The organism is Planosporangium mesophilum (assembly GCF_016863255.1).
Taxonomy (GTDB): Bacteria; Actinomycetota; Actinomycetes; order Mycobacteriales; family Micromonosporaceae; genus Planosporangium; species Planosporangium mesophilum.
Map to the genome: position 1 here is coordinate 1 of NZ_BOON01000050.1, position 22,896 is coordinate 22,896.

General features: G+C 71.8%; 25 protein-coding genes. 12 read left to right on the forward strand and 13 right to left on the reverse strand.

Going from position 1 to position 22,896, the window contains the following annotated elements; genetic code table 11:
* Positions 1–551, forward strand: a 551-nt coding sequence (locus Pme01_RS24340) for a ClpB D2-like domain containing protein (protein ID WP_203935839.1), incomplete at its 5' end; no start/stop codon positions are given.
* A gap of 142 nt (positions 552–693) precedes the next feature.
* Here Pme01_RS24340 and Pme01_RS24345 read toward each other — a convergent pair.
* Both Pme01_RS24345 and Pme01_RS24350 read right to left on the reverse strand, forming a co-directional pair.
* Positions 694–1,602, reverse strand: coding sequence for a polysaccharide deacetylase family protein (locus tag Pme01_RS24345; protein WP_239088435.1), 909 nt, complete (start codon positions 1,600–1,602; stop codon positions 694–696).
* Between the two features lie 111 nt (positions 1,603–1,713).
* Entirely contained in the window at positions 1,714–2,589 is an 876-nt protein-coding gene (locus Pme01_RS24350; RefSeq protein ID WP_168115107.1) for an iron-sulfur binding domain-containing protein, read from the reverse strand.
* A 45-nt stretch (positions 2,590–2,634) separates the two neighbouring features.
* On the opposite strand from Pme01_RS24350, the gene Pme01_RS24355 reads away from it, so the two are divergent.
* Genes Pme01_RS24355 through Pme01_RS24365 form a run of 3 tightly spaced genes read left to right on the forward strand, consistent with a single transcriptional unit; the run spans position 2,635 to position 4,447 of the window.
* Positions 2,635–3,165 carry a glycine cleavage system transcriptional repressor gene (locus Pme01_RS24355; RefSeq protein WP_168115108.1) on the forward strand — a complete coding sequence of 177 codons (531 nt, stop codon included), beginning with the start codon at positions 2,635–2,637 and terminating at the stop codon, positions 3,163–3,165.
* Complete coding sequence (gene def / locus Pme01_RS24360) at positions 3,162–3,707, forward strand: peptide deformylase (protein WP_168115109.1); 546 nt, start codon at positions 3,162–3,164, stop codon at positions 3,705–3,707. The genes Pme01_RS24355 and def overlap by 4 nt, the downstream gene beginning before the upstream one ends.
* A gap of 53 nt (positions 3,708–3,760) precedes the next feature.
* Positions 3,761–4,447, forward strand: coding sequence for a hypothetical protein (locus Pme01_RS24365; RefSeq protein WP_168115110.1), 687 nt, complete (start codon positions 3,761–3,763; stop codon positions 4,445–4,447).
* Positions 4,448–4,450: 3 nt separating this feature from the next.
* Here Pme01_RS24365 and disA read toward each other — a convergent pair whose 3' ends face one another.
* The 4 genes from disA to Pme01_RS24385 all read right to left on the reverse strand — a co-directional run bounded on the left by disA (position 4,451) and on the right by Pme01_RS24385 (position 8,967).
* A complete protein-coding gene (disA, locus tag Pme01_RS24370; protein WP_168115111.1) occupies positions 4,451–5,527 on the reverse strand; it encodes a DNA integrity scanning diadenylate cyclase DisA in 1,077 nt (358 codons plus the stop codon).
* A 179-nt stretch (positions 5,528–5,706) separates the two neighbouring features.
* On the reverse strand, positions 5,707–7,146 hold the full coding sequence (gene radA / locus Pme01_RS24375) for a DNA repair protein RadA (protein ID WP_168115112.1): 1,440 nt from the start codon (positions 7,144–7,146) through the stop codon (positions 5,707–5,709).
* A 40-nt stretch (positions 7,147–7,186) separates the two neighbouring features.
* On the reverse strand, positions 7,187–8,032 hold the full coding sequence (locus Pme01_RS24380; protein WP_168115113.1) for a copper chaperone PCu(A)C domain-containing protein: 846 nt from the start codon (positions 8,030–8,032) through the stop codon (positions 7,187–7,189).
* A gap of 119 nt (positions 8,033–8,151) precedes the next feature.
* Entirely contained in the window at positions 8,152–8,967 is an 816-nt protein-coding gene (locus Pme01_RS24385; RefSeq protein WP_168115114.1) for a UbiA family prenyltransferase, read from the reverse strand.
* Positions 8,968–9,012: 45 nt separating this feature from the next.
* On the opposite strand from Pme01_RS24385, the gene Pme01_RS24390 reads away from it, so the two are divergent.
* From Pme01_RS24390 to Pme01_RS24400, 3 genes are all read left to right on the forward strand, one after another.
* Complete coding sequence (locus tag Pme01_RS24390) at positions 9,013–9,726, forward strand: methyltransferase domain-containing protein (protein WP_168115115.1); 714 nt, start codon at positions 9,013–9,015, stop codon at positions 9,724–9,726.
* Positions 9,723–10,889, forward strand: a complete 1,167-nt coding sequence (locus Pme01_RS24395) for an acyl-CoA dehydrogenase family protein (protein WP_168115116.1) — start codon at positions 9,723–9,725, stop codon at positions 10,887–10,889. The genes Pme01_RS24390 and Pme01_RS24395 overlap by 4 nt, the downstream gene beginning before the upstream one ends.
* Positions 10,890–10,954: 65 nt before the next feature.
* Positions 10,955–12,010: a type III polyketide synthase gene (locus Pme01_RS24400; protein ID WP_168115117.1), complete on the forward strand. Its 1,056-nt coding sequence runs from the start codon at positions 10,955–10,957 to the stop codon at positions 12,008–12,010.
* 11 nt (positions 12,011–12,021) lie between these two features.
* Here the strand turns inward: Pme01_RS24400 and Pme01_RS24405 are convergent, their stop codons facing one another.
* A complete protein-coding gene (locus Pme01_RS24405) occupies positions 12,022–12,519 on the reverse strand; it encodes a hypothetical protein (protein ID WP_168115118.1) in 498 nt (165 codons plus the stop codon).
* 372 nt (positions 12,520–12,891) lie between these two features.
* On the opposite strand from Pme01_RS24405, the gene Pme01_RS24410 reads away from it, so the two are divergent.
* Both Pme01_RS24410 and ispD read left to right on the forward strand, forming a co-directional pair.
* Positions 12,892–13,377, forward strand: a complete 486-nt coding sequence (locus Pme01_RS24410; protein ID WP_168115119.1) for a CarD family transcriptional regulator — start codon at positions 12,892–12,894, stop codon at positions 13,375–13,377.
* 39 nt (positions 13,378–13,416) lie between these two features.
* Complete coding sequence (gene ispD / locus Pme01_RS24415) at positions 13,417–14,115, forward strand: 2-C-methyl-D-erythritol 4-phosphate cytidylyltransferase (protein WP_168115120.1); 699 nt, start codon at positions 13,417–13,419, stop codon at positions 14,113–14,115.
* An 18-nt stretch (positions 14,116–14,133) separates the two neighbouring features.
* On the opposite strand, the gene Pme01_RS24420 is transcribed toward ispD, so the two are convergent.
* Entirely contained in the window at positions 14,134–14,946 is an 813-nt protein-coding gene (locus Pme01_RS24420; RefSeq protein WP_239088436.1) for a TVP38/TMEM64 family protein, read from the reverse strand.
* 102 nt (positions 14,947–15,048) lie between these two features.
* Between Pme01_RS24420 and ispF the strand changes: the two genes are divergently transcribed.
* Positions 15,049–15,525 carry a 2-C-methyl-D-erythritol 2,4-cyclodiphosphate synthase gene (gene ispF / locus Pme01_RS31190; protein ID WP_239088437.1) on the forward strand — a complete coding sequence of 159 codons (477 nt, stop codon included), beginning with the start codon at positions 15,049–15,051 and terminating at the stop codon, positions 15,523–15,525.
* A 12-nt stretch (positions 15,526–15,537) separates the two neighbouring features.
* Here ispF and Pme01_RS24430 read toward each other — a convergent pair whose 3' ends face one another.
* The gene (locus Pme01_RS24430; RefSeq protein ID WP_168115122.1) at positions 15,538–16,704 is read right to left on the reverse strand and encodes a homogentisate 1,2-dioxygenase; all 1,167 of its coding nucleotides are present in this window, start codon (positions 16,702–16,704) and stop codon (positions 15,538–15,540) included.
* Positions 16,705–16,804: 100 nt separating this feature from the next.
* Between Pme01_RS24430 and Pme01_RS24435 the strand changes: the two genes are divergently transcribed.
* Both Pme01_RS24435 and fahA read left to right on the forward strand, forming a co-directional pair.
* A complete protein-coding gene (locus Pme01_RS24435) occupies positions 16,805–17,629 on the forward strand; it encodes a hypothetical protein (RefSeq protein ID WP_168115278.1) in 825 nt (274 codons plus the stop codon).
* Positions 17,626–18,831 carry a fumarylacetoacetase gene (fahA, locus tag Pme01_RS24440; RefSeq protein WP_168115123.1) on the forward strand — a complete coding sequence of 402 codons (1,206 nt, stop codon included), beginning with the start codon at positions 17,626–17,628 and terminating at the stop codon, positions 18,829–18,831. The genes Pme01_RS24435 and fahA overlap by 4 nt, the downstream gene beginning before the upstream one ends.
* Positions 18,832–18,834: 3 nt before the next feature.
* Here the strand turns inward: fahA and hisC are convergent, their stop codons facing one another.
* Genes hisC through hppD form a run of 4 tightly spaced genes read right to left on the reverse strand, consistent with a single transcriptional unit; the run spans position 18,835 to position 22,808 of the window.
* The gene (gene hisC / locus Pme01_RS24445) at positions 18,835–19,887 is read right to left on the reverse strand and encodes a histidinol-phosphate transaminase (RefSeq protein WP_168115124.1); all 1,053 of its coding nucleotides are present in this window, start codon (positions 19,885–19,887) and stop codon (positions 18,835–18,837) included.
* The gene (locus Pme01_RS24450) at positions 19,884–20,957 is read right to left on the reverse strand and encodes an RDD family protein (RefSeq protein ID WP_168115125.1); all 1,074 of its coding nucleotides are present in this window, start codon (positions 20,955–20,957) and stop codon (positions 19,884–19,886) included. Before Pme01_RS24450 ends, hisC begins: the two co-directional genes overlap by 4 nt.
* Positions 20,954–21,601: an RDD family protein gene (locus tag Pme01_RS24455; protein WP_168115126.1), complete on the reverse strand. Its 648-nt coding sequence runs from the start codon at positions 21,599–21,601 to the stop codon at positions 20,954–20,956. The genes Pme01_RS24450 and Pme01_RS24455 overlap by 4 nt, the downstream gene beginning before the upstream one ends.
* Positions 21,602–21,611: 10 nt before the next feature.
* Positions 21,612–22,808, reverse strand: coding sequence for a 4-hydroxyphenylpyruvate dioxygenase (hppD, locus tag Pme01_RS24460; RefSeq protein ID WP_168115127.1), 1,197 nt, complete (start codon positions 22,806–22,808; stop codon positions 21,612–21,614).
* Between the last annotated feature and the right edge of the window lie 88 nt (positions 22,809–22,896).

Genomic DNA, 22,896 nt, shown 5'->3' on the forward strand with positions numbered 1-22,896 from the left:
TGATCATCCTGACCACCAACCTCGGTACCCGGGACGTCGCCAAGGCGGTCTCGATGGGCTTCCAGTCGTCGGAGGACGTCGAGTCCAACTACGAGCGGATGAAGATCAAGGTCAACGACGAGCTGAAGCAGCACTTCCGCCCGGAGTTCCTCAACCGCATCGACGACACCATCGTGTTCCACCAGCTCACCGAGCCGGAGATCCTCAACATCGTGGATCTGATGATCTCCCGGATCGAGACCCAGCTTCGCAACAAGGACATGGGCCTGGAGTTGACCGACAACGCCAAGCGCTTCCTGGCGAAGAAGGGCTACGACCCGGTGCTGGGCGCCCGGCCGCTGCGCCGGACCATCCAGCGCGAGATCGAGGACAACCTGTCGGAGCGGATCCTGTTCAACGAGCTCCGGCCCGGCCAGATCGTCTTCGTCGACTGCGAGGGCGACCCGATCGACACCGAGCACGCCAAGCTGGTGTTCCGCGGTGCGGACAAGCCGACGCTGGTGCCCGATGCGGTTCCGGCCGACCTGGGTGGTGCCAGCGGCGACGAGTGAGCGCCACTGGTAGATAGCTAGGCACGAAGGAGAACGGGCGGTCGCTACGGCGGCCGCCCGTTCCGTTCACCGGTGGACAGGGCACAAAGAGAGCGGGCTGTCGCTACGGCGACCGCCCGCTCTTTGCGTATCCGGATCAGGGTCAGGGGATGTAGTCCTCGAGCAGGGCGGGGGTCAGGCCGGCGTCGTGAATCGCCTGGAGGGCGGCGAGGAAGTCCTCGGCGAACGCCGGGCGGAAGTGCATCAGGAGGATGTCGCCGGGCTGTACCGCGTTCCCCTCCTGGAAGCGGACGACGCCCTTGTCCACCGTCTCCTTCCAGAAGAACGCGGCCTTCATGCCGCACTCGTGGGTCACCTGAAGGGTGGTGTTGTCCTTGTCGCCGAACGGCGGGCGGAACAGCACCGGGCGACGGCCGTAGATCGCCCCCAGCTGGTCTGCCGAGCCACAGATCTCGTGCCGCTGGAAGCTGGGCGACATGCCCTTGAGGTCGGCGTGCGTGATCGTGTGGGCCTCGATCACCGCGCCGGCCGCCTCAAGCTGCTTGAAGTACCCGGGGTCGCTGCGGATGGCGTTCGTCGTGAGGAACAGCGTGACCGGTACGTGTGCCGCCTGGAGCAGCCCGATCGCGTCCGGCTGCTTGGTCCAGCCGTCATCGATGGTGATGAACGCGACCTTCTGGGAGGTCGGAACCCGGCTGATCCACGCGGCGGCCGGTCCCGGCGGCAGCGTGATCTTCTCCGCCGGCGGCGCGGGCGGGAACGTCGGGATCCGGGCGAGCAGGCCGCTCGGGCTCGCGGACGGCGTACCGGTCGGCGACGGGGGCGTGCTCGGAGCGGCCGGGGCGGCCCAAGCCCTCGGGGGGCCGGCACCCGGTCGACCGGAGGAGGCCGCACTCCTGCCGGACGACGGCAGGGGCACCGGTACGGGTTGGCCGCCGCCGGTACCGGTACTGACACCGCGAGCGTTGATCCAGCGGGAGTCACGTGACCCGTCGGTTGCGCCGGCGTTGCCGATCAGCACGATGAGCAGGGATGCGACCAGCGCTGCCACCAGACGTGGGCGGAGGCGGTGTGACGACCACAGATGTCGGACTACCGCGAGGTAACGCATCCGGCTGAGCCTAGCGATCGAAGTCAAACACCGGGTACCCGTGTGTCGGATTTAACCGGGTAGGCCGATCAGGTCCTCTTTCACTTCACACACCAGTCCGTCCGCGAGCAGCCCGGCGAGCGCCCGGCCACGCTGGTCGGCGTCCGGCCACACCAGGTCCAGCCGAGCCCGGGTCACCGGGCCGTCCGACTCCCGCAGGACCGCCAGGAGCAGGCCGCGTACCTGGCGGTCGGTGCCCGCGTACCGCTGCGGCCGGCGGGTCGGCCCGGCCGGAGCCACGGCTCCCGACAGCCGGAATTCGCACATCGTCGCGATCGGACAGTCCACACAGCGCGGGTTGCGTGCCGTGCACACCAGGGCGCCCAGTTCCATGAACGCCACCGAGGCGCGCGCCGCCAGTTCCGGCTCCTCGGGGAGCAGTTCGGCGACGGCCGTCAGGTCGCGTGCGGTCGTGGCCGGGCCGGCATCGGGGGCGCCGGCGACCGCGCGGGCGACGAACCGCCGTACGTTCGTGTCGACCACCGGTTGGCGCTGCCGGTACGCGAACGCGGCGACCGCGCGGGCCGTGTACGCCCCAATGCCGGGCAGCGCGAGGAGCTGGTCGACGTCGGACGGCACCTCGCCGCCGTGCGAGGCGACGATGGCGACGGCGCACTCGTGCAGGCGCAGCGCCCGGCGTGGGTAGCCCAGCCGCCCCCACGCCCGGATCGCCTCGCCCGGCGCGTCGGCGGCGAGATCGGCGGCGGTGGGCCAGCGGGCCATCCACTCCAGCCAGGCCGGCAGTACCCGCGACACCGGCGTCTGCTGGAGCATCACCTCGCTGACGAGGACGCCCCAGGGCGTCGCGTCGGCCGACCGCCAGGGCAGGTCGCGGGCGTTCGCGTCGTACCACGCGACGGCGGTCGTAGCCAGATTGTGGGCGGGCATCGGGGCCATCCTGCCACGGTCGGCCGGATGCCCGATGATGCGAGGGTGGACGAGCTAGCGATCACCGTAATCGGACGTGACCGGCCGGGCATCATCGCCGACGTGGCCGAGGTCCTCGCCGGGCTGGGCATGAACCTGACGGACTCGACGATGACCCGGCTGCGGGGGCACTTCGCGATGACGCTGATCTGTACCGGCGCGGCGGACGCCTCGCCGTCGTTGGAGGACGTGGAGGCGGCAATCGCGCCGCTGACCGCGGACGGGTCGCTGATCGCCACCGTGAGCCGGGTACATCCGGAGTCCGCGCCGGAGGCCCCCGGCGGGCACTACGTGCTGTCCGTACACGGTGCCGACCGGCTCGGGATCGTCGCCTCCGTGACCCGCGGGCTCGCCGAGTTCGGGGGCAACATCACCGACCTGACCACCCGGCTGTCCAACTCCTTGTACGTACTCGTGGCAGAGCTCGACCTGCCCGCCGGTACGGACGTGGACATGGTTCATGAGCGCCTGAGCGCCGTCGCGCGCGCCCTCGGTGTCGAGGTGACGCTGCGTCCAGCCGAGACGGACGTGCTGTGACAGGCATCGTCGACTGGTCGATCGAGGACCTTGGCGTCGCGGGCGTCGTACGCCCGGTGGTGCGCGCCCCCGATCCGGTACTCGCGGCCCCGGGTGAGCCGGTGGACCCGAACGACCCCGAGATCCTGCGGCTGGCGGCGGACCTGGTTGCCACCATGCGGGTGTCACCGGGCTGCGTCGGGCTGGCCGCACCGCAGATCGGCGTGTCGGCGCAGGTGTTCGCGGTCGATGTCACCGGTCACCCGAAGGCGCGCACGGTTCACGGTACGTTCGTGCTCTGCAACGCCCGGCTGGTCGAGGCGAGCCAGTGGCAGAAGGGGCGCGAGGGCTGCATGTCCGTGCCCGACCTGACCGGTGACGTGAAGCGCGCCGGCCGGGTGGTGGTGGCCGGCGCGCTCCCCGGAAAGAGTGAGACGCAATTCACAACTGATGGGTTCGAGGCCCGCGCGCTGCAACATGAGATCGACCACTGCACCGGCCTGCTGTTCCTTGATCGAGTCGCCGGCGCCCACGCGATCCACACCAGAAAGGTGTACCTGTGAGGCGGCGTGCCGTTCTGTCGATGGGGCCGTCCCACCGATAGCGTGTGTCCATCATGAAGCTGACGGTTGGCCCGTTGCCCCCGGCCGTCTACTGGCGACGCCGGGCGGCGGTCGCTGGTGCCCTGGTCGTGGTCGTGGCGACGCTCGTCTACTCGTGCACGGGCAACGCGAACGACTCCAGGACCGCCGGTGGCAAGCCGGCGGGGAAGCCGAGCCCGGGCTCGTCCGGTTCGCCCTCGCCCTCGCCGTCGCGCCAGGTGTTCACCCCGGCCTCCGGCCTGCCTCAGGTCGGTGAGGGGGGCGACTTGCCGCCCGCGGCACCGAACTCCTCGGATCCGCCGGCCGCGCCCAGTTCGCCCTGTACCGACGAGGAGATGTCGGTCACCGCCGTAGCCGAGTCCGCCTCGGTCGGCCAGGGATCGTTCGTGAAGTTCACGCTCCGGATCAAGAACGTGTCCAACCGGTCGTGTACCCGGGACGTTGGCGCGGACGCCCAGGAGCTGTACCTGCAGGACGCGGGGAAGGTGAAGGTCTGGTCGTCGGACTCGTGCGACCCGCCGCACGGCACGGACGTGCGCACCTTCGGCCCCGGGATCGAGACCCAGTTCTGGCAGGTGTGGGACGGCAAGGCCACCAACGCCGGCTGCACCGACCGCAAGGCGCCGCCGGTCGGGAAGTATGAGCTGTTCGGCCGGCTGGCCACGAAGCTCGGTGACCCCGTCGCGGTCGAGCTGAAGTAGGACCTACACGTACCGTTCGAGGATCGACGCCTCGGCCAGCCGGGACAGGCCTTCCCGGACGCTGCGGGCGCGCGCGTCCCCGACCCCGTCGACGGCCTGCAGGTCCTCCACCGTCGCTCCGAGCAGTCGTTGCAGGCTGCCGAAGTGGTTGACCAGGCGGTCGATGACCGCACCCGGCAGCCGCGGGACCTTCGCCAGCAGGCGGAACCCCCGCGGCGACACCGCCGCCTCGAGCGCGTCGCTCGCCCCCGGGTAGCCGAGGGCCTTGGCCACGGCGACGAGATCGATCAGGTCGGTGGCCGAGAGCCGGTCCAACTCGTCGAGCGCGTCGTCGGCGGTGTTGAACCGGTGCCCGTCCGGCAGGTAGTCGCGGATCACCAGGGTGCGGTCGGCCTCCACGCCCGCCATCAGCTCCTCGAGCTGCAGCGCGAGCAGCCGGCCGTCGGTGCCCAGCTCCACCACGTACCCGGCGATCTCGTCGGCGATCCGGCGCACCATCTCCAGCCGCTGCACCACGGCCATGGAGTCCCGTACGGTCACCAGATCTTCGATCTCCAGTGCCGAGAGGGTGCCGCTCACCTCGTCCAGGCGCAGCTTGTACCGCTCCAGGGTGGCCAGGGCCTGGTTGGCCCGGGACAGGATGGCCGCCGAGTCGTCGAGGACGTGGCGCTGCCCGTTGACGTACAAGCCGATGATGCGCATCGACTGGCTGACCGAGATGACCGGGAACCCGGTCTGCTTGGCCACCCGCTCCGCGGTACGGTGCCGCGTGCCGGACTCCTCGGACGGAATGCCCGGGTCGGGCATCAGGTGCACGGCGGCTCGCACGATGCGGGTGCCGTCGCTGGACAGCACGACCGCGCCGTCCATCTTGCACAGCTCGCGCAGCCGGGTGGCGGAGAACTCGACGTCGAGCGGGAATCCACCGGTACACAGGGTCTCGACGGCGTGGTCGTACCCCAGCACGATCAGCGCGCCGGTGCGCCCGCGCAGGATGCGCTCCAGCCCGTCGCGCAGCGCGGTGCCCGGCGCCATGAGCGCCAGGTTGGCGCGTAGCGGGTCATCGCGGTCTATCGGCACCCGAACAGTTTACGGACCGTCGTGCCAGCGGTGCTGTTGCGGTAGGCAGGAAAGCCCGTAAAGTGACCGCCCACCCGGCCGGGACCTCGCGTGGGCGGACCAGCGCGGCGACCCGCCAGGGGTGAACCACCTCACGTGCGGCTCGCCGCCCACACCGTCCTGACCTACGACGTCGAGCTCTAGCGCGAATCGCTGCGGTCGCCCGCCTGCACCGCGAAGTGCAAGGCGGCGCGGACGTCGCCCACCTCCAGCACCTTCATCCCCTCCGGGACCGAACCGGTGGCGGCCGGCCCGCATCCCGGTGGCACGAGCGCGAAGCGGAAGCCCAGCCGCGCCGCCTCCGCGAGCCGCCGGGGCACCGCGCCGACCCGCCGCACCTCACCGGTCAGCCCCACCTCGCCGACGGCGACCAGATCCGGTGCCATCGGAAGCTCGGTGGCGGCGGACGCGACCGCGAGCGCGACCCCCAGGTCGGCGGCGGGCTCGATCACCCGGACGCCACCGACGGTGGCCGCGAAGACCTCCCGGTCGTGGAGCTGGAGCTTGGAGCGGCGCTGCAGCACCGCGAGCACCATGGCCAGTCGGGCGCCGTCCAGGCCGCTGACCGTACGCCGGGGCGAGCCGGCCACCGGTGCACCGATCAACGCCTGCACCTCGGTCACCAGGGCCCGTCGGCCCTCCATGGCGACGGTGACGCAGGTACCGGGGACCGCGTCGGCGTACCGCGTGAGGAACAGCCCCGAGGGGTCGGGCAGGCTCGCGATGCCCCCCTCGTGCATCTCGAAGCAGCCGACCTCGTCGGCGGCGCCGAACCGGTTCTTCAGGCCGCGCACCATCCGCAGCGAGGAGTGCTTGTCACCCTCGAAGTTCAGCACCACGTCGACCAGGTGCTCCAACACCCGCGGGCCGGCGACCTGGCCGTCCTTCGTGACGTGGCCCACAAGCACGGTCGCGATGCCGCGCTCCTTGGCGACCGCCACGATCGCCGCCGTGACCCCGCGCACCTGGGTGACGCCGCCGGGGACGCCGTCGGCGCCGGGGGCGGAGATGGTCTGCACCGAGTCGAGGACCAGCAGGCCCGGCTTGACCGCGTCCAGATGGCCGAGGACGGCGGACAGGTCGGTCTCGGCGGCCAGGTAGAGCCGCTCGTGCAGCGCGCCGATCCGCTCGGCCCGCAGCCGCACCTGGCTCACCGACTCCTCGCCGCTGACGACGAGCGCCGGGGTCTCACCCGTGGCCGCCCACTGCTGGGCGACGTCGAGCAGCAGGGTGGACTTGCCGACGCCGGGCTCACCGGCGAGCAGCACCACCCCGCCCGGCACCAGGCCACCGCCGAGCACCCGGTCGAACTCCGGGACGTTGGTGGGCCGGGCCTTCGCCGGCGCGGCGCTGATGGTGGCGATCGGGCGGGCCGGCTCAGCCGGGCGGCGGGCGGTCACCGCGCGCAGTGCGGCCGGTGTACTCGCGGCCGCCTCGACGATGGACCCCCACTCGCCGCACTCCGGGCAGCGACCGACCCACTTGGGCGGCCGGTGCCCGCAGGCGTCGCACTCGTAGCTGGCGCGCGGTCCGGAGGACTTGGACGACAGACGGGACGATGAGGTGGAGCGCTCAGTCACGCCCGGAAACCTAGCGGAGGGGTGTGACGAAACCTCACTCCTAGTGGCCGCCGGGCTCCGAGTGCGCCTCGGTCGACGGCTCGATGCGCGGTACCGGCGACAGCGGGACGCCGAACGGCACGCGGGTCTCGACCGGGTCCTCACCCTCGAAGGTGAACGTCACCACGACCGAGGAGCCGGGCGCGAGCGGCTCCGTGATCCCCACGATGGCCAGGTGGGACCCGGCCTCCGGGGTCAGCCGGGCGTACCCGTTCGCCGGGATCGTCAGGGTCGGGGCGCCGCCCGCCGACGACGGGCTGGGGGCGGCGGGCGCCGGGGCCGCGCTGGCGGCACCGGCGGACGGGGCAGCCGCACCGGCGGACGGGGCAGCCGCACCGGCGGACGGGGCAGCGGCACCGGCGGACGGGGCAGCGGCGCCGGCGGCCGGGGCAGTGGACGCCCGGCCCGTGGGCGGGACGCTCGGGAGCGCCGACGCGGTGCGCGAGCTCGGGGTCGCGGCCGGGAGCGCCCCGATCTCCGGTACGCCGCCGGTGAGGACGACCGTGCCGACCTTGGCGCCGTTCGTCCGGCTGACGGCGGTCACGCTACGCAGGACCAGCGCCTTGCCGGGGTTGTTGTTGGCGATGTACAGCGACAGCGGCGCCGTCGCGCCCACCGGGTACCCCTGGGGGTTGTTGTACTTGATCTGGACGTCGCGCAGCGCCGCGATGCCGTGCTTGGAGGTGACGTCGACGCCGGGCACGGTCGCGGACATCCTGCTGGTCTGATCGACCTGGCCGGCGCTGCAGCCCGACAACAGACAGATGGCCGCCGCCGGTGCGGCGAGCAGTGCCGCGACGCGCGACGTGCGACGGCGCGACGGCGTACCGGTGATCGAGCGCGGCACTTCGGTCCTCCTAGGCGACAACCCGGAATTCAAGCCGCAGTACAGCCTAGTTGTCCCTTCTTTCGGACCGGCGCCGACCCGCTCACCTGCGGTCCGGCGGATCTCACCGGTGTGCCGGGTCACACCCGCAGGCCGGCCGCGAGCAGCAGGACCACGTCCACGACGGCCACCACCAGGACCGACCGGAAGGCGGCGCGCGAGGTCGGTCGGCGGCCGGCCGCGTACCCGCCGGCGGCCAGGATCACGGCGGCGGCCGCGAACGCGCAGATCCCGGCCCAGGACGGAGGGCCTGGCGGCCCGAACGCGAGCGCCGCGGTCGCCGCGAACAGCAGGCCGGCGGCGGCCAGGGTGCTCGCGCGCCGGCCGAGCCGGTGCGGCAGTCCGCGCACCCCCGTGCGCCGGTCGTCGTCGAGATCGGGCAGCACGTTGGCGAAGTGGGCGCCCGCCCCGAGCAGCGCCCCCGCGCCGAGCAGCCACCACGGCGGGCGCGCCACCCCGAGCACCACGAACGCGGGCAGCGCGGCGAACGACACCGCGTACGGGACGACCGAGGCGACCGTGAATTTCAGCGGCCAGTTGTACAGCAGCGCTGACACCAGGCCGACCGTTGCCACCAACCCGGCCGGCACCCCGGACCGGAGCGCGAGCGGTATGGTCGCCGCCGCTGCCACGCCGGCCGCGACGGCGACCGTACGCCGGGAGACGGTCCCCGCGACGACGGGCTTGTCACGGCGGCCGACTGCCGCGTCGCGCCCGGCGTCGACCGCGTCGTTGCTCCACCCCACGGCGAGCTGGCTGGCCAGTACGGCGGCGGCGACGGCGAGCGCGCCGGCCGGTCCGCGCCCGGTGGCGAGGGCCAGCAGCGCGGCGACCGTGGTGACCGCGGCCGTCGGCTCGGGATGGCACGCCTTGAGTAGACCCAACGCGGTACGCATGCGGTAAGTGTGGCCGGACAGATCGTTTCGTGTCAGGCTTCGTCCATGCGGACGCCCACCCGACCGCGCAACGACATACGTCAGTACGACGACCTGGCGGGCGAATGGTGGCGGCCGGAGGGTCGGTTCGCGATGCTGGCCTGGATCGCGGCGGCCCGTGGCCGACTGGTGCCGCCGGCGAGCCGCCCGGGCGCGATCCTGGTCGATCTCGGCTGCGGCGGTGGCCTGCTCGCGCCGCATGTCGCGGGCAAGGGGTACCGGCACATCGGCGTCGATCTGGTCCGGTCGGCCCTGGAACTTGCCCGCGACCACGGCGTGTCGCCGGTACGGGCGGACGTGACCCGGCTACCGCTGGCCGACGCCCTAGCCGACGTGGTCAGCGCCGGGGAACTGTTGGAGCACGTCACGGACCTTCCGGCGACGGTGTCGGAGGTGTGCCGGATCCTGCGCCCCGGCGGCACGGTCGTTCTCGACACGCTTGCCGACACCGCGCTCTGCCGGTTCCTGGCCATCTCGGTGGCCGAGCGGGTACCGGGTGGCGCGCCCCGCGGCATCCACGACCCCGACCTCTTCGTCGATCCGAAGTGGCTGGTCGCCGAGTTCGCGCGGCACGGGGTCGCACTGCGTACCCGTGGCCTGCGGCCCCAGGTACGCGGGTTGCTGCGCTGGCTGGTGACCCGTCGGGGCGGCACACCGATGGTGCCGACCTGGTCGACGGCCGTGCTCTACCAGGCTGTGGGTACCAAGGAGGCTTCGTGAGCGACGCGTTGGAAGCCGCCCGCCGGCTGGTACCCCGCCTCGCCGCCCGCGCCGCGGGGTACGACCGCGACGGCGCGTTCCCCGTCGACGACTTCGCCGACCTGCGCCGGACGGGGCTGTTCGGGCTGATGGTCCCGGAGCGGCTCGGCGGGATGGGTGCCGGCTTCGCCGAGTACGCCGCGGTCGCCCACGAACTGGCCCGGGGCGACGGTGCGACCGCGCTGGTGTTCAACATGCACGCCTCGGTCACCGGGGCGCTCGCCGGCATCCCGGACCAGCTCATCGAGGCCCTCGGGGTGCCGGAGAGCTTCCTGGACGCCCGCGACCGCGTGCTGTCGGCGGCGGCCGGCGGCGCCTGGTACGCGGTCGCGATGAGTGAGCGCGGGGTCGGCTCCCGGCTGTCCCGGATGTCCACGATGTACGAGGTAGGCGACGGCACCTTCCGTATCAAGGGTTCCAAGACGTTCGTCTCCGGCGCCGGGCACGCCGATGGCTACCTGGTCGCCGCCCGCAGCGCGGCCGACCCGTCGCTGGTGTCGCAGTTCCTGGTGTCCGCGGGTACCGAGGGGTTGACGGTCGAGTCCACCTGGGACGCCCTCGGCATGCGTGCCACGTCGTCGCACGATCTGCACCTGGACGTGACCGTGCCGGCCGACGCGCTGCTCGGCGGCGTCGAGGGGCTTGCGCTGCTGGTCGCCCAGCTGATGCCGCACTGGATGGTGGCCAGCTACGCGGCGGTGTACGTGGGCGTCGCGCAGGCCGCGATCGATGCGGCCGTCGCCCATCTCAACGACCGCGGGCTGGCGGACCTGCCCGCCGCGCGGGCCAGGATCGGCCGGGCCGACGCGGCGGTGGCGGCGGCCCGACTGGTGGTGGACGAGGCGGCGCGTCGGGTGGACGCCGCACCCGGTGAGCCGGAGACCAACCGCTGGGTGTGGCGGGCGAAGCTGCTGGCCGGTACGACCGCGGCGGACGTGGCGGCGAGCATGCTGGAGGCGGCGGGTACCGGCGCCAGCCGCCGCGGCCACCCGCTGGAGCGGCTGTACCGCGACGCCAGGTGCGGATCACTGCAGCCGGCGACGTCCGACGTCTGCGCCGACTGGCTGGGCGTGGCCGCGCTCGGCGGCGATCCTGACGCCGACGGGGTCGGCTCGCGATGGTGAGCCGAGGGCCGCGGCCCGGGACGGTGAGCGGCATGCCCGCTCTTACCGAGGGGTAGGAGGCAGGGATGACTGAGCCGCGGCCCGTGATCGCCGGTGTCGGCGTGACCCATCCGCCCTCGATGCGCCAGGACGATCTGTGGCGCGACTTCTTCGCCGGCCACTACGCGGGAGTACAGCGTGGCCTGGCTCAACGGATCTTCGCCAACTCCGGCATCGCCACCCGTCACGCCGTGGTGAACCCCGTCCTCGAGGACGTGTCGCGCTGGTCGACCAAGGCGCGGATGGAGCGGTACCTCGTGGAGGCGCTGCCACTGGGCAAGGAGGCGGTGGCCGGCGCGCTCGACTCGGCCGGTCTCGACCCGGCCGACCTGGGGCTGTTCGCCGTCTGCTCCTGTACCGGGTACGCGACGCCGGGGCTGGACATCCTGCTCGCCCGCGACCTGGGGATGTCCGCCCGTACCCAGCGGCTGTTCATCGGTCACATGGGCTGCTATGCGGCGCTGCCCGGCCTGGGTGTGGTCACCGACTTCGTCGCCGGCCGCGGTCGGCCGGCGCTGCTGCTCTGCCTCGAACTGACCTCACTGCATCTGCAGCCGCCGACCAGGGATCCGCAGCAGATCGTCGCGCACGCGCTGTTCTCCGACGCGGCGGCCGCCGTCGCGGTGCGGCCCGCCGGCGTCCCGGGGCCCGGCTATGCGGTCCGCGAGGTCGCCGCGGTCACGGACACCGCCACGGCCGACCACATGACGTGGGACGTGACCGACACGGGATTCCGGATGGGACTGTCCCCCCGGGTACCGGACGTCCTCGCCGAGCACGTGGGGCCGCTGGTGCACGGGTTGCTCGACGGTCAGGGCCTGGCGGTGTCCGACGTCGACGGTTGGGCGGTGCACCCGGGCGGCCCGAGGATCCTCGATGTCGTCCGTGACTGTCTGGGCCTGTCCGAGGAGCGGATGAGCCCGTCACGCGACGCCCTCACCGCTCACGGCAACTGCTCGTCGCCGACCGTACTGCTGATCGTGGATGTGTTGCGGCGGGCGCCGACACCACCGCGCCACATCGTCGCGTTGGCGTTCGGCCCGGGGCTGACGCTGTACGCCGCGCTGCTGTCGGCGGTCTGACGTGCGTCCACCTAGGTGGCTGCGCTGACGGGCTCCACCTGCGCGGCGTGGCCCAGGTCGAGCCCCTGCGGGGTGGCCGGTCCGCTGGCCGGTGTGCCGGCGCCACCGTTCGGGACCGACTGGTTCGCCGGCGCGGTACCGGAGGGTGCGTCGGCCGACGGTGTGGAGACGGCGGTCGGCTGGAGTTGCGGCCGCTGCGGCGGCGTCGGCCAGGAGATGACGAACAGGCTGGTGAGCGTGGCGATCGTCGCGATCAGGATGACCAGCAGCGGCACACCCAGCGGTGGCGCGTCCGATTCGCCTGGCCGCAGATCGGTACGTGGTAGGTGCAGTCGGCGTTTCAAGCGACGGGCGCGGGCCTCGGCCCGAAGTTCGCGGCGCACCTTTGCCGCTTCCTGGGCCAGTTCAGATGCGTCATCCGGAATGACGATCCTGCCCCACTCCGGGGGCAGATCGGGTAGTTCGTCCGGCGGCCAACCGCCGCCGTTCCCACCGCTGAGCGTCCCCATGGCCGACTCCTCGCGCCTGGACCTCTCACTCTCCCCCTTGTCGGGCGCGAAAACCAGGGGCCGCTTTGTAGATCTTGTAAGCGCTGATCCGACGGTGTTGAGTCGACCATTGAAGTGCCTGCTCAGAATGGTTGGCGTCGGTTTCCGCAACGCACGTCAATGGTTGGGCGACGATAAATCTGAGGGTTCGTCGCCTACCTTACTGGTCACCATTCAGTCACTCAGTGCAGTCGAAAGCAGGTTTCAGGGCTTCTGTCAAGCGGGAGAAAGGCGCTTCACACGTGCTCTGAGCAGCACTAATGGTGAAGATCAGGCTGGGACTACGCGCTGTCGCCGTGTTACGCTAGACACAGCGAAAGGGGTTTCGAACCTATGGTTTTCAGTGTCGGCGAGACCGTTGTCTACCCCCACCACGGGGCCGCACTCATCGAGGCAATCGAGACTCGGGTCGTCAAGGGCGAGGAAAAGCAGTATCTCGTCCTGAGGGTCGCTCAGGGCGACCTGACGGTGCGGGTGCCCGCCGAAAACGCCGAGAGCGTCGGCGTGCGTGAGGTTGTTGGCGAAGAGGGCCTGACGAAGGTCTTCGATGTTCTGCGCGCTCCGCACACCGAGGAGCCGACCAACTGGTCTCGGCGTTACAAGGCAAACCTGGAGAAGCTGGCGTCGGGCAACCCGCTCAAGGTTGCTGAGGTCGTGCGTGACCTGTGGCGTCGCGAGCGTGAGCGCGGCCTGTCCGCGGGTGAGAAGCGGATGCTCGCGAAGGCCCGCGACATCCTGGTCGGCGAGGTGGCACTCGCCGAGAAGAGCACCAAGGACGAGGCCGAGGTGCTCCTCGACAAGGTGCTCACCGGAGCCTGATCCTTCACTACCTGCTCATTCGTAGCCGAGGACCGCGACGTGACCGCGCAGCAACGTATGCGTGGTGACGTCGCGGTCCTCGTTCCAGCGGCGGGTCAGGGGATCCGGCTCGGGCCGGGAGGCCCGAAGGCGCTGCGATCGCTGCGGGGGGAGCCGCTGCTGGTCCACGCGGTGCGCCGGGTCGCCGCTGCCCCTTGCGTCGGGTGCGTGGTCGTGGCGGCACCGGCCGACTCCGTGGCCGCCGTACGCGACCTGCTCTCATCCGTCCACGAGCACGTCGAGCTGCTGGTGGTCGCGGGCGGAACCACCCGGCAGGAGTCCGTGGCCGCGGCGCTGGGCGCGGTGCCGGACCGGTACGACATCGTGCTCGTCCACGACGCGGCCCGCGCGCTCACCCCGCCCGAACTGGTCGAACGGGTCGCCGCGGCGGTACGGGACGGCCACGCCGCCGTCATACCGGCGCTGCCCGTCGTCGACACCATCAAGCACGTACAGCCGAACGGCGAGGTCCTGGCGACCCTGGATCGATCGGCGTTGCGCGCTGCTCAGACGCCACAAGGCTTCCTGCGATCGGTACTCGTCGAGGCGCATGCCGCCGCCGTCGACGACCACACCGACGATGCCGGCATGGCGGAGAAGATGGGCGTCCCGGTCTGGACGGTGCCGGGCGAGGAGCTGGCCCTCAAGATCACAAGACCGCTCGATCTGGCGATCGCCGAACTCCTGCTCGACCGCTGAGGGCGTGATCGGTCGTCGTCAGTCGGATCCGGTGGCGGTGAGCACGACGGGCTCTGATCGTTGCCGCTCCTGGTGGCGGGGTCGGCGTCGCCAGACCAGGTACGTACCGATCGCGCCGCCGACGGCGAGCCCTCCCACCGCGATCCCGGCGTACGTGGCGGCGGCCGGGTCGCCCTTCATCGTCGCGGCGCCGAGCGCGGCGTACGCGAGGGTCGCCGGGACGGCGCCGATCAGGGTGCCGGCAAGGTAGGAGCCGAAACCGACCGAGGTCGTACCGAACGTGTAGTTGGAGATGCCGAACGGTACGAGCGGGATCAGCCGGGAGACCATCACGGCCGTGAGCGCCCGGCTGGCCACGGCCTGCTCGATGAGCGCGAACCTGCCCCGCAGGTGACCGGACACGAAGTCGCGGCCGAGCAGGCGACCGACGCCGAACGCCAGGGTCGCCCCCACCATGACGCCGGCCAGCACGTACGCCGAGCCGGCGAGGGTGCCGAACAGCGCGCCGCCGACGAAGGACAGCAGGGTACGCGGGGTCAGCGCGGCGACCAGGATCGCGCTGCCCACGACCGCGACGAGGGGTGCCACCAGATGGCTGGAGTGCACCGCGTGCAGCAGGCCGCGCCGACTCGGATGCGCGAGCAGAGTGGTCAGGCCCAGCCCGGCGACGAGCACGACGAGCAGGCCGAAGCGTACGGCGGCGGCAGTGGCGGACCGGTTGGGCGGGCGGCCGGAGTCGCCTTCGCGGCGGCCTGGCCGGGCCGTGCGGCGCAGCCCGCGGACCAGTCTGGTCACACTGCGGGCCGGGCCGGTCGAAGAAGGCGAGGGCATCAGATCAAGGGTAGGCGCCGCGGGCGACCGCCGGGGGGTACGCAGGTTCACATCCGGGTGCGGGCGGGTGTCGGTAACCGTTTCCTGCGTACGCTCGTTGGCGTGATCATTCCTTTGGTCGGCGTCGGGACCGACGTGCACGCGTACGAGCCGGGCCGCGACTGCTGGGTGGCCGGGCTGCGCTGGGACGGCGTGGACGGCCTCGCCGGCCACTCCGACGGTGACGTCGTCGCCCACGCCGCCTGCGACGCGCTGCTGTCCGCCGCCGGCCTGGGCGACCTCGGGTCGAACTACGGCACCAGCCGCCCGGAGTGGTCCGGCGCGTCCGGGGCCTCCCTGCTCACCGAGACCGCCCGCCGGGTACGGGCGGCAGGGTTCGAGATCGGCAACGTGTCCGCCCAGGTGGTCGGGGTGGCGCCGAAGGTCGGCAAGCGGCGGGCGGAGGCGGAGGCGGTGCTCGGCGAGGCGATCGGGGGGACCTTCCGGCTGTCCGGTACCACCACCGACGGGCTGGGCTTCACCGGCCGGGGCGAGGGCCTGGCCGCGATCGCGACCGCGCTCGTCTACCCGGCCCCGTGACGATTCTGCGGGTCAGGAGGAGCGCCCGGCCCAGGTCCAGGCGTAGCCCGAGTCCTCGCACGCCAGGGCCGGCTCGCACAGGTCCAGCGGCCGGAACGTGTCGACCATGACGGCGAGCTCGTCGAAGTAGTCGACCCCGATCGCCCGCTCCGCCGCTCCGGGCTGCGGCCCGTGCGTGAACCCGCTCGGGTGCAGCGAGATCGACCCCTGCTCGATGCCCGAGCCGCGCCGGGCCTCGTAGTTGCCGCCGGTGTAGAACAGCACCTCGTCGGAGTCGACGTTGTGGTGGTTGTACGGGACCGGGATGGCCAGCGGGTGGTAGTCGACCTTGCGCGGCACGAACGAGCAGATCACGAAGTTCGGGCCCTCGAACGTCTGGTGCACCGGTGGGGGCTGGTGCACCCGGCCGGTGATCGGCTCGAAGTCGTGGATCGAGAACGCCCACGGGTACAGGCAGCCGTCCCAGCCGACGACGTCGAACGGGTGGTTGGCGTACGTGAACGTCGTCCACCCGCGGCGGTGCTGGACGTACACGTCCACGTCGGTCCCGTCGACGATCAGCGGTTGCGACGGGCCCCGGAGGTCCCGCTCGCAGTACGGCGCGTGCTCCAGGAACTGGCCGCGCACCGAGAGGTACCGCTTGGGCGGCCCGATGTGGCCCGTGGCCTCGATGACCAGCGTGCGCAGCAGGCCGTCCAGCGGCACGATCCGGTGGATCACCGACGTCGGGATGATCACGTAGTCGCCCTCGCCCACCTCGAGCGCCCCGAAGACCGACTCGATGCGGGCCCGGCCGGCCTCCACGTACACGCACTCGTCGCCGATCGCGTTCCGGTACAGCGGCGAGGGCCGGTCGGCGACCGCGTACGAGATCCGGCAGTCGTCGTTGGCGAGCAGGTGCGCCCGTCCCAGGATCGGGTCGGCGCCGCCGGAATCCAGCTTGTGGGTACGTAGGTGGCGCGGCTTGAGCGGCAGGTTCGGCCGCCGCGACCGGGCCGGCGGCGTGAACTCCTCGGCCGCGACGATCGCCGTCGGAAGGTGCCGGTGGTACAGCAGGGACGAGTCGCTGGAAAAACCCTCCTGCCCCATCAACTCTTCGGCGTAAAGGCTGCCGTCGGGTTGCCGGAACTGGGTATGACGTTTGCGGGGTAGATCGCCGACGCTGCGGTAGTACGGCATTCCGTCCTCCTGCTTTGTCCGCTTCGCAAATCAGCGCGTCCGATAATCGAACACTATTGTCCGTCATTCGTAGCCTCCACTAGGTTCAATTCTCGTGTCAATCCGTCCCGTTCCGGCCGTGCTCGTCGGCCTTCTCGACGACGCCGCGGTGTTTCCGCCGGGCAACGCGCCGCTGGCCGGCGCCGTCGCCGCGCACCGTGAACACCGGGCGGCCTGGTACGCGCCCATGGTCGGCCCGCTGCTGGTGCCACCCGAGGACGTCCCCGGCGTACCCGACGATCTGGAGATCGGGGTGGTCGGCCCGCTCGACGCCGTCGCCCGGGTGGTGGACAGCGGGCGGGCGGTACGCCAGCTGGAGGTACCCGTCGCCAAGCGCGGCGAGGACCCCCAACCGGGACTGGCCGACCTGCTCGCGCTCATCCGCACGACCGGGCTCACCGCGTACGCGGAGACCCCCCTGACCTGGGGCCTGACGGCGGCACTGGACACGCTGGCGGAGGCGCGGGCGGCCGGGCTGCCCGTCGCGCCCAAGTTCCGTACCGGTGGGCTGGCCGCCGAACTGTTCCCGACCCCGGTCGAGCTCGCCGCGGTCGTCTGCGCCTGCCGGGACCGGGGGCTGCCGTTCAAACTGACCGCCGGGCTGCACCACGCGATCCGGCACAGCGACCCCGAGACCGGCTTCATCCACCACGGCTTCCTCAACGTGCTGGTCGCCTCGGCAGTGGCGGCGGACGGCGCCGGGCCGGCGGACGTCGCCAAGGTGCTGGCGTCCGGCGACGCGGTTTCGCTGGTCACCGCCGTTCACCCGTGGATGGCGCGGGAGCGGCCGCTGTGGATCGGCTTCGGCAGTTGCAGCATCGCCGAGCCGCTGGCTGACCTGCGGGTACTCGGACTCCTACCGACCACGGAAGAAGGATCGACGTGACCTGGCTCGACATCCCGGCCGACGACCCGTTCGGGGTGCACAACCTGCCGTACGGCGCGTTCGACCCCGGTGACGGTTCGTCGAGGCTCGGCGTGCGCATCGGCGACCGCGTGCTCGACCTCGCCGGGCTGGAGCGGGCCGGGCTCATCGAGGCGCGTGGCGCCCTGCAGGCCGCCACGCTCAACCCGTTCCTGGCGCTGGGGCGTCCACACTGGAGCGCGGTCCGGGACCGGCTGACCGAACTGCTCACCGACGACGCGTACCGCCGCCGCGTGGAGCGGCTGCTGCTGCCGCTGGCGGACGTGGCGTCACGGCTGCCGTTCGAGGTCGGCGACTACGTCGACTTCTACTCTTCGGAGGAGCACGCGACCAACCTGGGCCGGCTGTTCCGGCCCGGCTCCGAGCCGCTGCTGCCGAACTGGAAGCACCTGCCCATCGGGTACCACGGACGGTCCGGCACGGTCGTGGTCTCGGGCACCGACATCGTGCGCCCCGGCGGCCAGCGCAAGCCGGCGGACGCTCCGGTGCCGGTCTCCGGCCCGTCCCAGCGTCTCGACATCGAGGCCGAGGTGGGATTCGTGGTCGGCGCGGCGTCGTCGCTCGGCACGCCGCTGACCACCAAGGACTTCTACGAGTACGTGTTCGGCGTTGTCCTGGTCAACGACTGGTCCGCCCGCGACCTGCAGGCGTGGGAGTACCAGCCGCTCGGGCCGTTCCTCGGCAAGTCGTTCGCCACCTCGGTGTCGGCCTGGGTGGTACCGCTCGACGCGCTCGCCGCGGCCCGGACGCCGGCCCCGGAGCAGTCGCCGCCGGTGCTGCCGTACCTGGCCGACGAGCGGATCGGGTACGACATCCGGATCGAGGTGGTCTGGAACGGCACGGTCGTGTCGAGGCCGCCGTTCTCCGGCCTGTACTGGACGCCCGCGCAGCAGCTCGCACACATGACGGCCAACGGCGCCTCGGTGCGCCCCGGGGACCTGTACGCGTCAGGTACGGTCTCCGGGGCCCGGCGCGACGAGGTCGGTTCGTTCATCGAGCTGAGCTGGGGTGGGGCCGAGCCGGTGACGCTGGCCGACGGCCGGATCCGCACGTTCCTGGAGGACGGCGACACGGTGACCCTGACCGCGACCGCGCCCGGCCCGGACGGCTCGGTGATCGGCCTCGGCGAGGTGGTGGGCCGGATCCTCCCGACCGCTTCCTGATCGTCACGCGAGGGCGGCCTCGGCGGCGGCCAGGAACGTGTCGTTCTCCTCGGGGGTACCGACGGTGACCCGTACCCCGTCGCCGGCGAACGGGCGCACGATCACACCGGCCCGCTCGCACGCGGCCGCGAACTCCGTCGCACCGTCACCCAGCGGCAGCCACACGAAGTTGGCCTGGCTCTCGGGTACGTCCGCGCCCAGCTTGCGCAGCGCCGGGACCAACCGCTCCCGCTCCGCGACCACCTGGTCGGCCCGGCGCTGCATCTCCTCGGCCTGGCGCAGCGCGGCCAGCGCGGCGGCCTGGGCGGTGCTGGAGGTGGAGAACGGCGTGACGATCTTGCGGACCGCGGCCGCCACCTCGGGCGGGGCCACCAGGAAGCCGACCCGCAGCCCGGCGAGCCCCCACGCCTTGGACAGCGTGCGCAGCACGACCACGTTGGGCCGGTCGCCGGCGATCTCCAGGCCGTCCGGTACCTGTGGGTCGGTGACGAACTCCCGGTACGCCTCGTCGATCACGACCAGCACGTTCTCCGGTACGGCGTCGAGGAACGCCTCCAGTTCGGGGCGGCGGATCGCGGTACCGGTGGGGTTGTTCGGGTTGCAGACCAGCACCAGCCGGGTCCGGTCGGTGACGGCCGCCGCCATCGCGGGCAGGTCGTGGCCGTGCTCCGGGGTGTTGGGCACCTTGACGCTGGCGGCCGCGGCCGTCGCGGCGATGATCGGGTACGCCTCGAAGGAGCGCCATGAGTACAGCATCTCGTCCCCGGGCATGCAGGTGACGCGGGCGAGGTGCTCGGCCAGGGCGACCGAGCCGCAGCCGGTGGCGATCCGGTCCGGGTCGACGCCGTACCGCTCCGCGAGCGCCTCCCGCAGCGCGACCACGCCCATGTCCGGGTACCGGTGCGTGTCGGCGGCCGCCTCGGCGATCGCCTCCACCACGCCGGGCAGCGGACCATAGGGCACCTCGTTGCTGGCCAGCTTGATCGCGCCCGGCACGGTGCGGCCGGGTACGTAGTTGGGCAGCGCGTCAAGGTCGGGACGGGTGAGACCGCTCATTTCTTCTCTCCGGTCTGGAGTTGTTTGACGTCGACCACGACGGTAGCGGCCGCCTTGTCGCGCAGGGACTGGTGCAGCGGCTGGTCGACCGCGCCGTGGAGCCAGTCGATGAACAGCAGGACGGCTGCGATCATGCTCATCCCTATCAACGTGGCCATGCCGGCCTGGAAGACCAACCCGCAGCCGAGGATCCAGAGCAGGGTCGCCACTCCGAGCGGGTTCCAGCGGCGCAGCGCGCGACCCATGCCCAGCGGGTTGTCCGCCTCCACCGGCATCACCTTGATCCCAAGCAGCCGTTTGCCGAGCGTCTGACCGCGGTTGGCCAGCGCGGGGACCTCGTAGGCGAGCCACAGGCCGGCCGCGACCAGCGTGATCGTGAGGGCGAGCCGGTCGACGTCCTGCGGCGGGGGGATGTCGTCGTAGGGCAGCTGTGCCTGCGCCCGCTGCCAGACGACCCGCCAGTAGGGCCAGAACTCCCGCCAGAACTGGTAGATGAACCAGCCGTTGACCAAGACGTTGATCATAATCAGGACGCCGATGTCGACCAGCCGGGCGACCAGCCGCCGGCCGATGTCGGCCAGCGGGTAGCCGTGCGGTCGCGGCGGTGGCGCCAGGAGCCGGGCATACATCGGGTGCATCGGGTAGCCGGGCGGCAGCTGGGTGCCGGGCGGCAGCTGGGTGCCGGGCGGCAGCGGCACACCGGGTGGCGGCCAGGACGGCTGCCACGGCGCGCCGGGTGCCGCGCCGGTCGGACCCGGCGGGGTGCCCGGTTGGCCGGTGCCCGGCGGTGTCGCCGTGGACCGTGCCGGCGGGCCGGCCTCGTTCGGCCCGCCCGGTGGTGGCGTCTGCGGGGCACCGGGCGCAGGCGGCGTCCGGGGTCTGGCCGGGCCACCCGAGGGGCCGGTCGCGTCGCTCGGGGCCTGCGTGTCCTCGGGTTCGGCGGGTGGTGGACCCGGGGGCGGGGTGGCGTCGACGGGCAGGGGCGCGCCGATCCAGCCCTCGCCGTCCCAGTACCGCTGGGTCGTCGGCTCGGCGGGGTCCTTGTACCAGCCCGGCTCGATCGTGCTCACGCTGTCACCTGTACCACGATGGTCCCGGCGGCCTTGTCGTGCAGGCACTGCCGGTATGGCTGGTCCCACAGTTGCCACAGGCCGTCAGCGAGGTTGAAGTAGGACGCCACGATCCCGGACACGTGCTGCACGATCCACCGGCGCTTCAAGATCCGCAGGTCGATCGGGCCGCCGTCGAGCGCCCGTACCACCCGGATGTTCATGACGCGCTTGCCGACCGTCTGGCCGGTGCGGTGACACATGCGGACGAAATAAACGTATGACCCGATCACGTTCAGCGCGACGATCACCACGACCATCAGCGCCCAGAGCAGCAGCATTTGCGCCGGGTCAGGCCCGGTGTCCGGGTCGACCGAGGCGAAGAACGGCACGGACAGCAGGCCGAGCAGCAGCGCCATCGGGATCAGCAGCACGGCGCCCACGATCAAGCCGTCGATGAGGTACGCCACGAGCCGCTGCCAGAACTCCGCCAGCGGCACGCCGCCGGGCCCGACGGGGCCGGGTGGCCGGAAGGCGGCGGGCGGGTAACCGTAGCGGGGGACAGCGGTCGGCGGGACCGAGTAGCCGCCCGGGGGCGGGTAGCCGGCGCCCGGCGCCGCGGGTGGCGGCGCCGGGGGAGTCTGCTGGTCGGCGGGGTACGTCACCCAGACAGTCTTACAGGTTGCCGCGACGCTCCTGCTCCCGCTCGATGGCTTCGAACAGGGCCTTGAAGTTGCCCTTGCCGAAGCCCAGGGAGCCGTGCCGTTCGATGAGTTCGAAGAACACCGTCGGGCGGTCCTGCACCGGCTTGGTGAAGATCTGCAGCAGGTACCCGTCCTCGTCCCGGTCGACCAGGATCTTGCGCGCCTTGAGCTCCTCGATCGGCACCCGGACCTGGCCGATCCGGCCCCGCAACTCGGGGTCGTCGTAGTACGAGTCGGGCGTGTCCAGGAACTCCACGCCGGCCGCGCGCATCGCGTCGACGCTCGCGAGGATGTCGTTCGTGGCGACCGCGATGTGCTGCGCGCCGGGACCGCCGTAGAACTCCAGGTACTCGTCGATCTGCGACTTGCGCGCCGACACGGCCGGCTCGTTGAGCGGGAACTTCACCTTGCGGGTACCGCTCGCGACGACCTTGCTCATCAGCGCCGAGTAGTCGGTGGCGATGTCGTCGCCGACGAACTCGGCCATGTTGGTGAAGCCCATGACCCGCTTGTAGAACTCGACCCACTCGTCCATGCGGCCCAGTTCGACGTTGCCGACGACGTGGTCGACGGCCTGGAAGTAGCGCTTCGGCCCAGCGGGGTCGCGTGTGACGATCGGGTCGCGGCGGACGAAGCCGGGCAGGAACGGGCCGCTGTACCCGCGCCGGTCGATCAGCGTGTGCCGGGTCTCGCCGTACGTGGCGACCGCCGCCACCCGTACCGTGCCGTGCTCGTCGGTCAGGTCGTACGGGGCCTCGATGCCCGTGGCGCCCTGGGCGGTCGCGTGCTGGTACGCCTTGTCCACGTCCGGTACCTCGAGCGCGATGTCGACGATGCCGTCGCCGTGCCGGGCGTAGTGCCGGGTCGCCTCCGCGTTCGCGTGCACCCCGCCCACGACCACGAACCGGGCGCCGCCGGAGACGAGCACGTACTCGGCGTGGTCCCGGTAGCCCTGCTCCGGCCCGCGGTACGCCACGCAGGTCATGCCGAACGCCGTCGAGTAGTAGTGCGCCGACTGCTTGGCGTTGCCGACGTAGAAGCGGATGTGGTCGAGCCCCTTCACCGGGAAGGGATCGGCGGCGATGTCGTGGGCGACGGCGCCGATGAGCCGGTCGACGTCTTCCGCGTTGTCGCCGGTGATCTCGGGTCGATCGATTGCCTGGGTCATCGTTGACTCCCTCCCGGAGGCCTTTCGGACAGCCTCGATCAGGTACGGGAACTGGGCAACAGAGACTAATGTTGGTGGTCAGCTTGTA

What these genes read in the sequence shown, in the direction of transcription:
- Pme01_RS24390 (WP_168115115.1), top strand. Translation starts at nt 9,013, where the DNA reads ATGCGGACGCCCACCCGACCGCGCAACGACATACGTCAGTACGACGAC.
- Pme01_RS24350 (WP_168115107.1), bottom strand. Translation starts at nt 2,589, where the DNA reads ATGCCCGCCCACAATCTGGCTACGACCGCCGTCGCGTGGTACGACGCG.
- hppD (WP_168115127.1), bottom strand. Translation starts at nt 22,808, where the DNA reads ATGACCCAGGCAATCGATCGACCCGAGATCACCGGCGACAACGCGGAA.
- Pme01_RS24385 (WP_168115114.1), bottom strand. Translation starts at nt 8,967, where the DNA reads ATGCGTACCGCGTTGGGTCTACTCAAGGCGTGCCATCCCGAGCCGACG.
- hisC (WP_168115124.1), bottom strand. Translation starts at nt 19,887, where the DNA reads ATGAGCGGTCTCACCCGTCCCGACCTTGACGCGCTGCCCAACTACGTA.
- Pme01_RS24410 (WP_168115119.1), top strand. Translation starts at nt 12,892, where the DNA reads ATGGTTTTCAGTGTCGGCGAGACCGTTGTCTACCCCCACCACGGGGCC.
- Pme01_RS24430 (WP_168115122.1), bottom strand. Translation starts at nt 16,704, where the DNA reads ATGCCGTACTACCGCAGCGTCGGCGATCTACCCCGCAAACGTCATACC.
- Pme01_RS24365 (WP_168115110.1), top strand. Translation starts at nt 3,761, where the DNA reads ATGAAGCTGACGGTTGGCCCGTTGCCCCCGGCCGTCTACTGGCGACGC.
- Pme01_RS24400 (WP_168115117.1), top strand. Translation starts at nt 10,955, where the DNA reads ATGACTGAGCCGCGGCCCGTGATCGCCGGTGTCGGCGTGACCCATCCG.
- Pme01_RS24420 (WP_239088436.1), bottom strand. Translation starts at nt 14,946, where the DNA reads ATGCCCTCGCCTTCTTCGACCGGCCCGGCCCGCAGTGTGACCAGACTG.
- Pme01_RS24405 (WP_168115118.1), bottom strand. Translation starts at nt 12,519, where the DNA reads ATGGGGACGCTCAGCGGTGGGAACGGCGGCGGTTGGCCGCCGGACGAA.